The organism is Pseudomonas nunensis (assembly GCF_024296925.1).
GTDB classification, from domain to species: domain Bacteria; phylum Pseudomonadota; class Gammaproteobacteria; order Pseudomonadales; family Pseudomonadaceae; genus Aquipseudomonas; species Aquipseudomonas nunensis.
In genome coordinates this window covers 3,109,601-3,125,492 of record NZ_CP101125.1, presented here as the reverse complement: position 1 = coordinate 3,125,492, position 15,892 = coordinate 3,109,601, and the positions used below count along the sequence as shown (strand labels likewise).

At 62.7% G+C, this 15,892-nt stretch carries 11 protein-coding genes; 6 read left to right on the top strand and 5 right to left on the bottom strand.

Annotated elements, in window-relative coordinates; translation table 11 throughout:
- The first annotated feature begins 315 nt into the window (after positions 1 to 315).
- From lexA to NK667_RS13280, 6 genes are all read left to right on the top strand, one after another.
- Positions 316 to 933 (top strand): transcriptional repressor LexA, encoded by a 618-nt coding sequence (gene lexA, locus NK667_RS13310; RefSeq protein ID WP_054055080.1) that lies wholly within the window; start codon positions 316 to 318, stop codon positions 931 to 933.
- Positions 933 to 1,550: a translesion DNA synthesis-associated protein ImuA gene (gene imuA, locus NK667_RS13305; protein WP_054055082.1), complete on the top strand. Its 618-nt coding sequence runs from the start codon at positions 933 to 935 to the stop codon at positions 1,548 to 1,550. Before lexA ends, imuA begins: the two co-directional genes overlap by 1 nt.
- Before the next feature lie 7 nt (positions 1,551 to 1,557).
- Positions 1,558 to 2,973, top strand: coding sequence for a Y-family DNA polymerase (locus NK667_RS13300; protein ID WP_054055084.1), 1,416 nt, complete (start codon positions 1,558 to 1,560; stop codon positions 2,971 to 2,973).
- A complete protein-coding gene (locus NK667_RS13295) occupies positions 2,949 to 6,047 on the top strand; it encodes an error-prone DNA polymerase (RefSeq protein WP_201783192.1) in 3,099 nt (1,032 codons plus the stop codon). The genes NK667_RS13300 and NK667_RS13295 overlap by 25 nt, the downstream gene beginning before the upstream one ends.
- Positions 6,048 to 6,183: 136 nt before the next feature.
- Positions 6,184 to 8,295 (top strand): ATP-binding protein, encoded by a 2,112-nt coding sequence (locus NK667_RS13290; RefSeq protein ID WP_054615040.1) that lies wholly within the window; start codon positions 6,184 to 6,186, stop codon positions 8,293 to 8,295.
- A 141-nt stretch (positions 8,296 to 8,436) separates the two neighbouring features.
- Positions 8,437 to 11,067, top strand: coding sequence for an excinuclease ABC subunit UvrA (locus tag NK667_RS13280; protein WP_054615039.1), 2,631 nt, complete (start codon positions 8,437 to 8,439; stop codon positions 11,065 to 11,067).
- A 259-nt stretch (positions 11,068 to 11,326) separates the two neighbouring features.
- On the opposite strand, the gene NK667_RS13275 is transcribed toward NK667_RS13280, so the two are convergent.
- Genes NK667_RS13275 through NK667_RS13255 form a run of 5 tightly spaced genes read right to left on the bottom strand, consistent with a single transcriptional unit; the run spans position 11,327 to position 15,892 of the window.
- Positions 11,327 to 13,270, bottom strand: coding sequence for a response regulator (locus NK667_RS13275; protein WP_054615038.1), 1,944 nt, complete (start codon positions 13,268 to 13,270; stop codon positions 11,327 to 11,329).
- The gene (locus NK667_RS13270; RefSeq protein WP_054055094.1) at positions 13,260 to 14,135 is read right to left on the bottom strand and encodes a sensor histidine kinase; all 876 of its coding nucleotides are present in this window, start codon (positions 14,133 to 14,135) and stop codon (positions 13,260 to 13,262) included. The genes NK667_RS13275 and NK667_RS13270 overlap by 11 nt, the downstream gene beginning before the upstream one ends.
- Complete coding sequence (locus tag NK667_RS13265) at positions 14,128 to 15,132, bottom strand: ATP-binding protein (protein ID WP_054616261.1); 1,005 nt, start codon at positions 15,130 to 15,132, stop codon at positions 14,128 to 14,130. The genes NK667_RS13270 and NK667_RS13265 overlap by 8 nt, the downstream gene beginning before the upstream one ends.
- A complete protein-coding gene (locus NK667_RS13260; protein WP_054055096.1) occupies positions 15,129 to 15,533 on the bottom strand; it encodes an anti-sigma regulatory factor in 405 nt (134 codons plus the stop codon). Before NK667_RS13260 ends, NK667_RS13265 begins: the two co-directional genes overlap by 4 nt.
- On the bottom strand, positions 15,530 to 15,892 hold the full coding sequence (locus tag NK667_RS13255; RefSeq protein ID WP_054055098.1) for an STAS domain-containing protein: 363 nt from the start codon (positions 15,890 to 15,892) through the stop codon (positions 15,530 to 15,532). Before NK667_RS13255 ends, NK667_RS13260 begins: the two co-directional genes overlap by 4 nt.

Below are 15,892 nucleotides of genomic sequence, written 5' to 3'. Positions count from 1 at the left end.
GCGAAGCCGTCGCAAACCCTGCGCTCGCGGTCTACCTAAAACACCGCGGTGGCTGATTTCACGACGGCTCCGCCGCCGAACGCAGCCTCGCGCTGCTCGACAGCTGCTACAACGACTTGCCAGTGACTGCGATCTTTCGGCCTGACCCGGATTCCTTGTAGGAGCTGACGAGTGAAACGAGGCTGCGATCTTTTGACTTTGATTTTTTAAGATCAAAAGATCGCAGCCTCGCGCTGCTCGTCAGCTCCTACACAGCTCCTACACAGCGCTTACCGGATTAGCGGTTGTTGCCAGGAAAATGCCAAAAGAGTACAAATGTACTCCATGACGACTCTCACTCCCCGCCGTACCGCCATCCTGACGTTTATCCGTGATCGAATCGCGGAGCACGGTCAGTCCCCGAGCCTCGCTGAAATCAGCGAGGCGTTTGGTTTCGCCTCCCGTAGCGTGGCGCGCAAGCATGTGCTGGCGTTGACCGACGCCGGTTTTATCGAGGTCAACCCGCATCAGGCCCGGGGCATTCGCTTGCTCGGGCAACCGGCGCGGCCCGAGTTGCTGGACATTCCGGTACTCGGTCGGGTCGCGGCGGGGGCGCCGATTGGTGCCGATGCCGAGGTGCATAACCGTTTGCTGTTCGACCCGTCGATTTTCTCCCGAGTGCCGGACTACATGCTGCGGGTCCAGGGCGATTCGATGATCGAGGACGGCATTCTCGACGGCGACCTGGTGGGCGTCCACCGCAATCCCGAGGCGCTCAACGGCCAGATCGTGGTAGCGCGGCTCGACGGCGAAGTCACCATCAAGCGTTTCGAGCGGGTCGGCGACAGCGTGCGGTTGTTGCCGCGCAACCCGGCCTATAAACCGATCATCGTCGAAGCCGATCAGGACCTGGCGATCGAAGGCGTGTTCTGCGGTCTGGTGAGGCAAGGGTGATGGGCGCCGTCGTTGCGTTGGATACGCTGTTCAATGGCGGCCAGGTCTGGAAGGGCCGACCTGCGCCTCCGGCCGTCAGCCCGCAACCCACCGGGCATGCGGCGCTGGATGCGGCGTTGCCCAGCGGTGGCTGGCCGGAAGCGGCGCTGACCGAAATCCTCCTCGCCGGGCAGGGCGTCGGCGAGTTGCAACTGGTGTGGCCAGCCCTGGCGCGGCTGTCGGCGGCGGGCGAGCGCATCGTACTGATCGCGCCTCCGTACGTGCCGTATCCCCAGGCGTGGCAGAACGCCGGGGTCGATCTGCGCCAGTTGTCGATCATCCAGGCCAGCGAACGCGATGCCTTGTGGGCGGCGGAACAGTGCCTGCGTTCGGGCAGTTGCGGCGCGGTGCTGTGTTGGCCGCACAAGGCCGATGACCGGGCGCTGCGGCGTTTGCAGGTGGCGGCGGAAACCGGCTCGACCCTGGCGTTTGCCTATCGCTCGCTGGCCGAGGCGGTCAACCCTTCGCCGGCGGCCCTGCGCATTGCCATCGATGCCAAGCCTGCGCAATTGCGAGTCTTGAAGTGTCGCGGCGGACTGGCCCGTACGGCGCCGATTGCCTTTGCCATGGGACATTGAGGTTGCCATGCGCTGGGTGTGCATTCTGTTCCCACAATTGGCGCTGGACGCGGTACTGCGTCAGCGTCCCGATCCCGACGAGCCGTTGGCGCTGCTGACCGGCCCGGCCCAGCGCCGGGTGTTGCAAGCGGTCAACGGCGCGGCCCGGGCCCTCGGCTTGCGCCCCGGCCAGTCCATGACGGCGGCCCAGGCCTTGAGCAAAGGTTTTGTCACGGCTGAATACGACGCCGCCGAAATCGAGCACTGGCAGCAGTTTCTCGCGGCCTGGGCCTATGGCTTCAGTTCCCAGGTCAGCGTGCATTACCCGCGCGCGGTGGTGTTTGAGATCGAATCGAGCCTGGGCCTGTTCGGCGCCTGGCCGCAGTTCGAAGCGCGGTTGCGCAGCGAACTCACCGCGCTGGGTTTTCGTCACCGGATCGTCGCCGCGCCCAACCCGGTGGCGGCGCGGGTGCTGGCCAATGTTTATGACGGTCTGGTGGTGCCGGACGATCAGGCTTTGCACTATCACCTGGGGCAGTTGCCCATCGACCGGATCGCCCTCGAACCTTCGGTGTCCACGGCGTTGACGCGCATGGGCCTGCGCACCTTGAGCCAGGTGCAGGCGCTGCCCCGGCATACCCTGGCCCGGCGTTTCGAGGCCCAGGTACTCAAGCATCTGGACGCCTTGCTCGGTTTGCGCCACCTGGCGCTGGCGTTCTACCTGCCGCCGGACCGCTTCGATGTGCGCATCGAACTCAACTTCGACGTGCAATCCCATCAGGCGTTGCTGTTTCCATTGCGCCGATTGACTGGCGATCTGTCGGCGTTTCTCTGCGGCCGGGACAGTGGCGTGCAGCGTTTCGACCTGCACCTGGAACACGCCGGGTTGCCGGACAGCGTGATCAAGGTCGGGCTGCTCAGCGCCGAGCGCGATCCGGCGATGCTCTTCGAACTGGCCCGAGGGCGGCTGGAACAGGTGCAGGTCGAGGCCCCGGTGCGCGGTTTTCGCCTGCGCGCCGAAGACCTGCCGAGCTTTGTGCCCCAGCGCCAGGAACTGTTCGACGACCGCCCGCAGCAGTCCTTGCCCTGGGAGCAACTGCGCGAACGCCTACGCGCCCGGCTGGGCGACGAGGCGGTGCAGGGCTTGCGTTTCCAGGCCGATCACCGCCCCGAATGCGCCTGGCAAACCAGTGTCGACAGCCAGTTCTGCGGCGGATTGCCGGGAGTGCAACGGCCGGGCTGGCTGCTGACCGAACCGCAGGCAGTGCACGAAGGTTCGGCGCGGATCCTCATGGGGCCGGAACGCATCGAGTCCGGCTGGTGGGACGGCGCCGATGTGCGCCGGGATTACTACCTGATCCAGACCCGATCCGGCCAACAGGGCTGGGCCTATCGGGCGGTGGGTGAAGACGGTCCGTTGTGGCTGCAAGGCTGGTTCGCATGAGCGTCGAATATGCCGAGCTGCATTGCCTGTCGAACTTCAGTTTCCAGCGCGGGGCTTCCAGCGCGCTGGAGTTGTTTCAACGGGCGAAACACCAGGGTTATCAGGCCCTGGCAATCACTGATGAATGTACGTTGGCCGGGATTGTCCGGGCCTGGCAGGCGGCGAAGTCGGTGGAGCTTCCGCTGATCATTGGCAGCGAAATCCGCATTGAGGACGGGCCGAAACTGGTGCTGTTGGTGGAAAACCTTGAGGGTTATCAGGCGCTGTGTCGGCTGATCACTCGTGCTCGGCGGCGCACGCAGAAAGGTCAGTATCAAGTATTGCGGGAGGACTTCAGCGAACCGTTGCCAGGGTTGCTGGCGTTGTGGGTGCCGGATGCGGTGGATGATTTTCAAAGCGGCCACTGGCTGAAACAGGCCTTTGCCGAGCGCCTGTGGCTGGCGGTCCAGTTGCATCGAGGGCAGGACGATACACGGCGCTTAAACGCATTGCTGACACTGGCCACGGAACTGCAAATCCCGGCAGTGGCCAGCGGCGATGTGCACATGCACGCCCGTGGCCGACGTGCCTTGCAGGACACCATGACCGCGATCCGCCATCACCTGCCGGTGGCGGCGGCGGGGCTGCGTTTGCATCCCAATGGCGAGCGGCATTTGCGTTGCCTGGATGTTGTGGGGGAAATCTATCCGCGAGACTTGCTCGATGAAACGCTGGTTATCGCCCGGCGCTGCACCTTCGATCTGGGGCAGCTGCGTTATCAATATCCTCGGGAGTTGGTGCCGCAAGGGCACAGCGCCGCGTCCTGGCTGAGTGAGTTGACCGAACGTGGCGTCCGCGAGCGTTGGCCTGAAGGTGCCAGCGAGAAGGTGCGCGGGCTGATCGATAAGGAGTTGGCGCTGATTGCCGAGCTGGGTTATGAAAGCTATTTCCTTACCGTTCAGGACATCGTCGCTTTCGCCCGACGCCAGAAAATTCTATGTCAGGGGCGAGGCTCGGCGGCCAACTCGGCGGTGTGTTTCGCCTTGGGCATTACCGAGATCGACCCGGCGCGAATGAACATGCTGTTTGAGCGCTTTCTGTCCAAGGAGCGCAACGAACCTCCAGACATCGACGTGGACTTCGAACACGAACGCCGTGAAGAGGTCTTGCAGTACGTGTTCCAGCGCTACGGTCGCACCCGCGCCGCGCTGACCGCCGTGGTCAGCACTTACCACGCTGCCGGTGCGGTGCGCGATGTGGCCAAGGTCTTGGGCCTGCCGCCGGATCAGGTCAACGCCCTGGCCGATTGCTGTGGTCACTGGAGTGATAACACGCCACCGGTCGAGCGCCTGATTGAAAGTGGTTTCGATCCTGAGAGCCCGGTGCTGAAACGGGTGTTGAGTTTGACGCAACAACTGATCGGTTTTCCCCGGCATCTGTCTCAGCACCCCGGCGGCTTCGTGATTTCCGAGCAATCGCTGGATACCCTGGTGCCGGTGGAAAACGCGGCAATGGCTGATCGCACCATCATTCAATGGGACAAGGACGACCTCGATGCGGTAGGGCTGCTCAAAGTGGATATCCTGGCTTTGGGCATGCTCAGCGCGATTCGCCGTTGTTTCGATTTGCTTCGCCGTCATCGCAATCTGGACTTGAGCCTGGCGACCGTGCCCTCCGAAGACTCGCAAACCTACGACATGATTTGCCAGGCTGACACCATCGGCGTGTTCCAGATCGAATCCCGGGCGCAGATGTCGATGCTGCCCCGGCTCAAGCCCCGCAAGTTTTATGACCTGGTGATTGAGGTGGCCATCGTCCGTCCCGGCCCTATTCAGGGCGGCATGGTGCATCCCTATCTGCGGCGCCGAAACAAGGAAGAACTCGAAAGCTATCCCTCCGAAGAGCTGAGGGAGGTGTTGAAGCGCACGCTCGGGGTGCCGCTGTTTCAGGAACAAGTGATGCAGATCGCCATTGTTGCCGCCAGTTACAGCCCTGGCGAAGCCGATCAATTGCGCCGTTCCATGGCGGCCTGGAATCGCCATGGCGGGCTTGAACCGCATAAGGATCGCTTGGCTGCCGGAATGAAAAAAAAGGGCTACACACCAGAGTTCGCCGCGCAAATCTTCGAACAGATCAAAGGCTTTGGCAGCTACGGCTTCCCCGAATCCCACGCCGCCAGTTTCGCTTTGCTGACCTACGCCAGTTGCTGGCTCAAATGCCATGAACCGGCAGCCTTCGCCTGTGCGCTGATCAACAGCTGGCCCATGGGTTTCTACAGCCCGGACCAGATTCTGCAAGACGCCCGTCGGCATCATTTGCAGATTCGCCCGGTGGATGTGCGCGCCAGCGACTGGGATTGCAGCCTGGAACCGATCAGCGGGGCGCAGCCGGCGATTCGCATGGGGCTGCGGATGATCAAGGGCTTTCGCGAGGACGATGCCCAGCGCATCGAGGCCGCACGGGCACGGGGTGCGTTTGTCGACATCGCCGACCTTGGCGAGCGGGCGCAACTCGACGCCCGTGCCCAGGAACAACTGGCCGATGCCGGGGCCTTGCGTGGTCTGGCCGGCGACCGCCATCGTGCGCGCTGGGAAGTCGCGGGGGTACAGAAACAGCTGGGGTTGTTCGTCGGGTTGCCGCGTCAGGAAGAGCCCGAAGTGTCGCTGCCCAAACCCACCGTCGGCGAAGACCTGCAAGCCGATTACGCGACCGTCGGCACCACCCTCGGCCCGCATCCGTTGGCGCTGTTGCGCCCGGAGTTGAAGGTCCGGCGTTGCCGCAGTTCGAAGGAACTGCTCGACGTCGAGCACGGCCGGCCCGTCAGCGTCGCCGGGCTGGTGACCGGTCGCCAACGCCCCGGTACCGCCAGCGGCGTGACCTTCGTCACCCTCGAAGACGAGTTCGGCAACGTCAACGTGGTGGTCTGGCGCGACCTGGCCGAACGGCAGCGCCAGGTGCTGGTCGGCTCGCAATTGCTCAAGGTCGATGGGCGCTGGGAAAGGGAAGGCGAGGTGCGGCACTTGATTGCCGGTCGCTTGAGCGATCTGAGTTTCTTGCTCGACGGCATCAGCGTGCGTAGCCGGGATTTTCGTTAGCGCCGCCATGCCCACAGAGCCCTGTGGAAATCGGCTTTCCACAAGGGAATAATGAATCAGCTATACCTCTATGAAACCATTGGCATCCGCAGCGCTCGAAACAAACGGGCGCCATTACAGGACACAGAGTCAGTCAATGCAGTTTCTATCAGATAGCCACGGTTGTGCCGGCTGGACTGGCGAAATGGCCGGACGCATTCGCGCGTTCGACTGGGACCGGACCGAGCTCGGCAACCTCGACGACTGGCCCCGCAGCCTGAGCAGTACGGTGCAGCTGATGCTCGCTTCGCCGCTGCCGATGGTGATGCTCTGGGGGCGGCTCGGCTACATGATCTACAACGACGCCTACTCGGTGTTCGCCGGCGGTCGCCATCCCTATCTGCTGGGGGTGCCGGTGGAACTCGGCTGGCCGGAGGTGGCCGAGTTCAATCGCCATGTGCTCGATACTTGCCTGGCGGGCGGTACGTTGTCCTATCGCAATAAAGAGCTGGTGCTGTTGCGCGACGGCATTCCGGAAGATGTCTGGCTGGATCTCTATTACAGCCCGGTCGCTGATGATGAAGGGCGTCCGTCCGGGGTCATGGCGATGGTGGTCGAGACCACCGACCACGTGATTTCCGAACGCCTGCGCCAGGAAGCCGAGAACGCCTACCGTGCCGACAACGAACGGGTGCGCCTGGCGCTGAATGCCGGGGCGCTGCTCGGCTCGTTCGTCTGGGACATCAAGGCCAATGTGCTGTCCGGGGACGAGCGTTTTGCCCGTACTTTTTCCTATCCGGCGGGCCAGAATCTGGCCGACCTGCCCACCGAGATTGCTGAGTCGCGTATTCATCCCGACGACTTCGACTGGGTCGAGGAACAGGTCAATCAATCGGTGAGCACTGGCGCACCCTACAACGCTGAATACCGGGTATTGCGCCCCGATGGCACTTACCTGTGGGTGCTGGCCAGCGGTTGCTGCGAGTTCAATGAACAGGGCAAACCGTTTCGCTTTCCCGGCGTATTGATCGACATCCACGAACGCAAAATCGCCGAAGAGTCCCTGATCAAATTCACACGCAACCTGGAGCAGCGCGTCGCCGATGAAGTCAATGCGCGGCTGGCGGCGGAAGAGCAATTGCGCCAGGCGCAGAAGCTTGAAGCCATCGGCGGCCTCACGGGCGGCGTGGCCCATGACTTCAACAACCTGCTGCAAGTGATCGCCGGCAATCTGCATTTGCTGGCGCGGCATGAGCCGGACAACCTCAATGTGCAGCGCCGGGTCAGTGCCTCGATTGCGGCGGTCGAACGCGGGGCCAAGCTGTCGTCGCAACTGCTCGCGTTTGCCCGCCGCCAGCCACTGTCGCCGGACGTTTGCGAACCCCGGCAGATCTTTGATGGCCTGGGGGAACTGCTGCAACGGGCGCTCGGGGAAACCATCCAGATCGACGTGGCAGTGGCCGACGAAGCCTGGCGTGTTCATGTGGATCGCAATCAGCTGGAAAACGCCATCCTCAACCTGGCGATCAATGCCCGTGATGCGATGAAGGGCGAGGGCACCATCGGCCTGAGCGCCGAGAACGTCGTCCTGGATCGGCGGTTCTGCGCAGGTAAAGACATCGTCGCCGGTGACTACCTGCGCGTGACGGTGACCGACGCAGGGGGCGGCATGGCGCCGGAAGTGCTGGCCCAGGCGTTCGAACCATTCTTTACCACCAAGGCCGATGGCCACGGCACCGGGCTCGGTTTGAGCATGGTCTTCGGCTTCGTCAAGCAAAGCGGGGGGCATATCGAGATGTCCAGCGTGGTTGGCGAGGGTACGCGAGTGCGGCTGTATTTTCCGCGCAGCCTGCGAGCGTTGCCCAATGAAGCGCCGCTGCCGGGGCCGCAGCAACGGGGCGGGCATGAAACCATTCTGGTGGTCGAGGACAACGAAGCGGTGCGCGCCTCGGCGGTGGAGTTGCTGCGCGAAGAGGGTTATCAGGTGCTGACCGCCGCCAATGGCGACTTGGCCATGCAGGTATTGCAGCAAGGCGCGGCCGTGGACATGATCTTCACCGACGTGGTCATGCCCGGCCTGATCAAAAGCTCGGACCTCGCGGCATGGGCCAAGGTGCAGAATCCGCCGGTGGCGGTACTGTTTACCTCCGGGCACACCCGCGACATTATTTCGCGCAACCATCAGTTGAGTCCCGATACACATTTGCTCAGTAAACCGTATGGGCCTGAGGCACTGACCCAAATGGTGCGCATGGTGCTCAACGGTTAACCCCAGTCAAATGTGGGAGCGGGCTTGCTCGCGAATGCGGTCTGACATTCAACATTGATGTCGTCTGACACACCGCTTTCGCGAGCAAGCCCGCTCCCACAGGGGATCGGTGTTTTTCAGTTATTTATTTAAGGTTATTTCATGACGTCAAAGCGCACCTCAACCCCTCCCTCCGGCATGGTCAAGGTGCGCGGCGCCCGGGAACACAACCTCAAGAACGTCGACGTGGACATTCCCCGGGATGCCCTGGTGGTGTTCACCGGCGTGTCCGGTTCGGGCAAGTCTTCGTTGGCGTTCTCGACTCTTTATGCGGAAGCGCAACGGCGCTATTTCGAATCCGTGGCGCCGTATGCCCGGCGCTTGATTGATCAGGTAGGTGTGCCGGACGTCGATTCCATCGAAGGTTTGCCGCCCGCCGTCGCCTTGCAACAACAACGAGGCACGCCGAGTACGCGTTCTTCGGTGGGCAGCGTGACCACGTTGTCGAGCCTGATCCGCATGCTCTATTCCCGCGCCGGCAGTTACCCGCCGGGACAGGCGATGCTGTATGCCGAAGACTTTTCGCCGAACACGCCGCAAGGGGCATGCGCCGAATGTCACGGCTTGGGCCGCGTCTACGAAGTGACCGAAGCGCTGATGGTCCCGGATCCGAGCCTGACCATCCGCCAGCGCGCCGTTGCCTCGTGGCCTCTGGCCTGGCAAGGGCAGAATCTGCGGGACATCCTGGTGACCATGGGCATCGACGTGGACATCCCCTGGAAAAAGCTGCCGAAAAAGCAGCGCGACTGGATTCTGTTCACCGAAGAAACCCCGACCGTACCGGTGTACGCCGGGCTCACCCCGGAAGAAACCCGAGTCGCCCTCCAGCGCAAAATGGAACCGAGTTACCAGGGCACGTTTACCGGCGCGCGGCGCTATATCCTGCACACCTTCAGCCAATCTCAAAGCGCCTTGATGAAGAAGCGCGTCTCGCAATTCATGCTCGGCAGCCCGTGCCCGTTGTGCGATGGCAAGCGGCTCAAGCGTGAAGCGCTGTCGGTAACGTTCGCCGGTTACGACATCGGCGAGTTGTCGCAGATGCCGTTGCTGCAAGTGGCCGAAGTACTGCGACCGGTGGCGGCTCACAGTTACCTTGAGCAGCCGGATCAACCCGGCGAAGTGCTGACCCATGAGCAGACCCGCGAGGCTCGGGAGCAGCGCGTCGCCCACGGTGCCAGCGGTCACGCCAATGCGCCGGACGTGCGCCACACGCCGAACCTGTCGGTGGAGAAACGCCTGGCGGCGCAACGCATCGCCCAGGATTTGCTGGAGCGGGTCAGCACCTTGACTGACTTGGGCCTCGGTTACCTGGCCCTGGATCGCAGCACGCCGACCCTGTCCTCCGGCGAATTGCAGCGCTTGCGCCTGGCGACGCAATTGGGCTCGCAGTTGTTCGGCGTGATTTATGTGCTGGACGAACCTTCGGCAGGGCTGCACCCGGCCGATGGCGAAGCGTTGTTTGAAGCCCTGCAACGCCTGAAAGCGGCGGGCAATACCCTGTTTGTGGTCGAGCACGATCTGGAAACCATGCGCCGCGCGGATTGGCTGATCGATGTAGGGCCGGCGGCCGGTGAGCATGGCGGGCACATTCTCTACAGCGGTCATCCTTCAGGGCTGGAGCACATTACCGATTCCCAGACCCGCGCCTATCTGTTCGCCGAGCAGGTCAGCGCCAAGCGTGCTGTGCGCAAGGCAAAGGACTGGCTGCGCCTGGAAGGCATCACCCGCAATAACCTGAACAACCTCAGCGCCGAATTTCCCTTGGGCTGCTTTACGGCGGTGACCGGCGTGTCGGGTTCCGGCAAGTCGAGCTTGGTCAGCCAGGCGTTGCTCGAACTGGTCGGCGCGCATTTGGGCAAACCATCGACGGCCAGCGAGCCGGAAGAATTGAGCCTTGAGGACGACGCGCCGCAAGTCAGCAGTGGTCAGGTCACGGCGGGGCTGGAATCGATCAAGCGCCTGGTGCAAGTCGATCAGAAACCCATCGGCCGCACGCCGCGCTCGAACCTGGCGACTTACACCGGGCTATTCGATAACGTGCGCAAACTGTTCGCCGCCACGCCTGAGGCACAGGCTGAGGGTTACGACGCCGGACAATTTTCCTTCAACGTTGCCAAGGGGCGTTGCCCGACCTGTGAAGGCGAGGGTTTTGTCAGCGTTGAATTGCTGTTTATGCCGAGCGTCTACGCGCCTTGCCCGACGTGTCATGGGGCGCGCTACAACCCACAGACACTGGCTATCACCTGGCAGGGACTGAGCATCGCCCAGGTGTTGCAACTGACGGTGGATGACGCGGTCACGGTGTTTGCCGAGCAACCGGGGATTCGCCGTTCGCTGGAAGTGCTGCGGGATATTGGCCTAGGTTACTTGCGACTGGGTCAACCGGCGACCGAGTTGTCCGGCGGCGAAGCGCAGCGGATCAAACTGGCAACCGAACTGCAACGTAACCAGCGTGGTGCGACCCTGTACGTGCTCGACGAGCCCACCACTGGGTTGCATCCAAGGGATGTGGATCGGCTGCTTGAGCAGTTGAATACGCTGGTGACGGCGGGGCACACGGTGATTGTGGTCGAGCATGAAATGCGCGTGGTGGCCCAGAGTGACTGGGTGATCGACATCGGGCCGGGGGCAGGGGATCAGGGCGGCAGGATTGTGGTGGCGGGTACGCCGCAGACCGTGGCCAAAAACAAGAAGAGCCGGACAGCACCGTTTTTGGCCAGGGTGCTGGCTTGAGATAGCGGTGTCAGAGCTGGCCTCTTCGCGAGCAAGCCCGCTCCCACAGGAAATCTGCAGTGAACACACAGTTTGTGTACACCCGAGATCCAGTGTGGGAGCGGGCTTGCTCGCGAAGGGGCCATCAGCCTTAGCATCAATGTTTCAGACAGACCGCCATCGCGAGCAAGCTCGCTCCCACAGTGAATCTCAGTTGTACACAAATACAGTGCTCAACAGAGAACCCTTGTGGGAGCGAGCTTGCTCGCGATTCGGTGTGTCAGGCGCCGTCGAGGCTGCGCCGGACTTTATCCAGCAATTCGCTGATCTGAAACGGCTTGACCAGCATGTCCATGCCTACGCCGAGGAACTCCTGGCGGTTGAGGGCGTTTTCCGCGTAGCCGGTCATGAACAGGATCGGCAACCCTTCGCGCCAGCCCCGGGCTACATCCGCCAATTCCCGCCCGCTCATGCGCGGCAGGCCGACGTCAGTCAGCATCAGGTCAATCGTTGGATCGTTCTGCAACCGCTCCAGGGCAGTTTCGATGTCTTCCACCTGAGTGCAGCGATAACCGGCGTCCACCAGCACTTCGGCGACAAACATGCGCACCGAGGGCATGTCTTCGACGATCAGCACATGCTCGCCCGAGCCTTGGGAATCGGAGACCACCATTTCCTCTGCGACTGCGAGGGGATCGGTACTCGCCGGCAGCATGATGGTCACTTCGGTGCCGCGCCGGGCCACGCTGCGGATGTGCGCATCGCCGCCGGACTGGCGGGCGAAACCGTAAATCGTCGACAGGCCCAACCCGGTGCCTTGGCCCAGTGGCTTGGTGGTGAAGAACGGATCGAACACTTTGTCGATCACGCTGTGTTCGATGCCGGTGCCGTCATCGCGCACCGCGAGTGCGATGTAGGCGCCGTCCGCCAGATTCGGGTCGCCATGGGAATAGGCGGCGTAGGTGCTGACCCAGATATTGCCGCCCTGAGGCAGCGCATCCCGCGCATTGATCACCAGATTGAGCACGGCACTTTCCAGCTGGATCGGATCGACCAGGGCAATGGAGGGCTTGGTGGTCAATTCCAGTTTCAGCGCGATGCGCTCGCCGATGGTGCGCACCAACAATTCTTCGAGGGAACGGATGTTCTCGTTGATGTCCACCGGCCGGGTGTCCAGCGGCTGCTGACGGGCGAAGGCCAGCAGGCGATGGGTCAGGGATGCGGCGCTCATGGCCGAGTTCAGCGCCGCTTCGGCGTAGAACTGGACCTTGTCGGTGCGTCCATCCGCGACCCGTTTCTGAATCAGTTCAAGGCTGGTGATGATGCCAGTCAGCAAGTTGTTGAAGTCATGCGCGATGCCGCCAGTCAGCTTGCCTAGAGCGTCCATTTTCTGCACTTGCAGTAACTGTGCTTCGGTGCGCGCCCGTTCGGCGACTTCCTTGGCCAGTTGCGTGGTGGCGTCGTCGAGCCGCGCCAGGTGCGAGCGCTCGCGATGGCGGTGCTCGGTGACATCTTCGACGAACACCAGGCTCAATTCCGGGGTGCGGTAGGGCGAAATCTGCCACTCGGTTTCCCGCACCTGACCTTCGACCCGCATGTTCAGCGTGCCTTTCCAGCGCTCGCCGTACGCCAGGCGCAGGCGCAGTTCATCAATCACCGCGCCTTGATCGTCGGCAAAGCATTCGCGCAGGCTGTCCGGGTCGAGGTTTTCCTGGATCAACTGGGCGAAGGCGTGATTGCATTCGTGGACTTTCAACGTCGCGTCCATCACCGCGATGGGCGCCGAGACATTGGTGAAAATCTCGCGGAACCGCGCCTCGCTTTCGCGCAAGGCATTCTCGGTGTCGCGCACCCGCAGCAGCGTGCGCAGGGTGGCGAGCAGTACATCCGGGTCCACGGGGTGGATCAAATAGGCATCGGCGCCCGCGTCGAGGCCGGTGATGATGTCGCCGGTCTGGATCGAGGCCGCCGACACGTGAATCACTGGCAGCAGCGCGGTGGCCGCCTCGGTGCGCAGTTTGCGCACGATGTCGAAGCCGCTCATGTCCGGCAGGTTGACGTCGAGGATCAGTGCATCAATCAGTTCGCTGTCGATCAGCGCCAGGCCTTCGCTGCCGGTGCCGGCCTCGAGGATTTCGTAGCCGTGGCGTTCCAGGCGCCGTCGCAGGGCGTAGCGGGTGGCGACGTTGTCATCGACGATCAACAAACGGATATCACGTTTCATCGGCAGGCTCCACGGCGATGGCCAGCGGGATGATCACGAAAAAGGTCGAACCGGTGCCCGGCGTACTCTGCACCCCGACTTCGCCCCCCAACAGCTCGGCGAAGCGTTTGCACAGGGACAAACCGAGTCCGGTGCCGCGCAGGCGTTTTTGCAAGGGCGAGTCTACCTGTGAAAAGTCCTCGAACAATGCGCCATGTAGCTCCGGGGCGATACCTATTCCTGTGTCACTGACGGCGAAACGCACGTGATCAGCGTTCTCCAGGCGCGCCGAAACCCGCACTTCACCACGGGTGGTGAACTTCAGCGAGTTGGAAATGAAGTTACGCAGGATTTGTGCGAGTTTCTTGTCGTCGGTGTACAGCCGTGGCAGGCCGACCGGCTCTTCGAAGATCAGGTCCACAGCGCTGCCATCGACAATCGGCCGGAACATGCCGCGCAGGGCGGCGAACAGGTCAAGCATGTCGAACCAGGCCGGGGAAATGCTGATACGCCCGGCCTCGATCTTCGCCAGGTCCAGCAGGTCGTCGACCATGTCGCTCAATTCCCGCGCGGCCCCGCTGACAAACGCCACTTGCTTGTGCTGCTCGGGACTCAACGGGCCGTCGAGTTCATCGGTCAGCAGGCCGGTAATGCTCAGGATCGAGCCCAGCGGCGTGCGGAACTCATGGCTCATGTACGACAGGAAACGGCTTTTCAGGTCTGAGGCCTGGCGCAATTGCTCGGCCTGTTCGTCGAGTTCGGCGTACAACGCCAATACGCCCTGATTGGTTTCATCGAGTTCGTCGCGCAACGCAGTGGCTTCGCTCTGCAATTGCGCGATCAGCATCGTTTGTTCGTCGGGCGTCAGGTTGGGTGACTCAGCCATGGGCGGCCTCCAGGGCAACGACCAATACCGTTACATCGTCCCGCCCGCGACAGAAATCGCGGTGCAGCACGGCGGCAATCACGGCGGGATGACGGTGCACCAGGCCGGGGTAGTCTTGCAGGTTCCAACGGGACTGCAGGCCGTCGCTGTACATGATCAATAGGTGTCCGTTCACTTGAGCATAGTCAAAGGGCTGCGCGCGCCGGTATTGGCCACCGACGATGCCGGGGTGGGAGGCCAGGCCCCGGGTTTTGTCCGGGCCGATCAGGCTGGCGCCAATATTGCCGATACCGACGAACTTCAAGGCATCGCCATCGAATTGCGCGAAGGCTGCCGCGCCGCCACGGGTGCCGATCATGGCGTGATGCATGTCCTCAAGCAACAGCGTCGGTGAAGCGAACGGCGCCAGGGCGAAGACTGTCTCACCGGCGCGGGCGGCGCGTTCGGCTTCTTCGCCGTGGCCGAGGCCGTCGATGATCAGGGCGCTGATGCAGCCGCCGTCGAATGCCAGGTGCCAGACATCGCCGCACGCCGGGTCGTTGTGCAACGAATGCTGGCTGATGCCGATCCGTCGATCCGGCGCCTTGTCGCTGCGCGGGTACAGCCGTGTCAGCAGCACCGCGCCACGGTGATCGGCATACACATCGAACACTTCGGTCTGGCGCGACACCGCGCCGAGCCCGATGCCTTGGGTGCCTCGGGTCGAAAAGCCATCGGCCAGGCACGCCTGCAAATCAAAGCCGCCGGCGCGATCCACCGCAAGGATTTCAACCCCGGCGCCTGTCGGGCGCGGCAAACTCCTGATATGCAATTCACCGTGTTTAGCGTGCTTGAGCACATTACTCGCCAATTCCGTGACCACCAGCGCCACGCGGCCGGCATCGGTGGCGTCGAAGCCGTGTTTCTCCGCCAGTTGTTGTGCGGTGCGCCGGGCATGACCGATCTGGCTGCTGTCTTCGATCGGCAAGACGAGCGTCAGGCTGCCGCCAATATTCATGTCCATCGGGTAATCGTTATGCGAGTGCCTTTGCCAGGCTCGGTTTCCAGTTCGAACTCTTCCACCAGGCGCTTGGCTCCGGTCAGGCCCAGGCCCAGGCCACTGCCGGAGGTCCAGCCGTCGGTCATCGCCAGTTTAATGTCGGGAATGCCCGGCCCTTCATCGCGGAAAACCAGGCGCAGGCCGGTACGGGCGTTTTCGTCGAGGATCTGCCAGTCCATGTCGCCGCCACCGCCGTAGACCATGGTATTGCGCGCCAGCTCGCTGACGGCGGTCACCAGTTTGGTCAGGTCGATCAGGCGCATGCCGCATTCCTGCGCCAGTTTGCGCGCGGTCTGGCGGGCCAGCACCACGTCCTGTTCGATTTGAATCGGTTGGCTGCCGCTGCTGCGCACGGTCATTGTTCGCGTACTCGGTCCTGCAGCAATTTCATCCCTCGCTCGACGTTCAACGCCGTGCTGACGCCGGGCAGGGTCAGGCCCAGTTCGACCAGGGTAATCGCCACGGCCGGCTGCATGCCGACCAACACGGTCTGGGCATCCATGATGCTCGACAGGCCGGAGATGGTCCCGATCATCCGGCCAATAAACGAATCGACCATGTCCAGCGCCGAGATATCGATCAGCACGCCTCGGGCGGACGTATTACTGATGCGCTCGGACAGGTCGTCTTGCAGCGTGAGGGCGAGCTGGTCATGCATGTCGACCTGGATGGTCACCAGCAGGAAGTCGCCCATTTTCAGAATCGGAATACGCTCCAT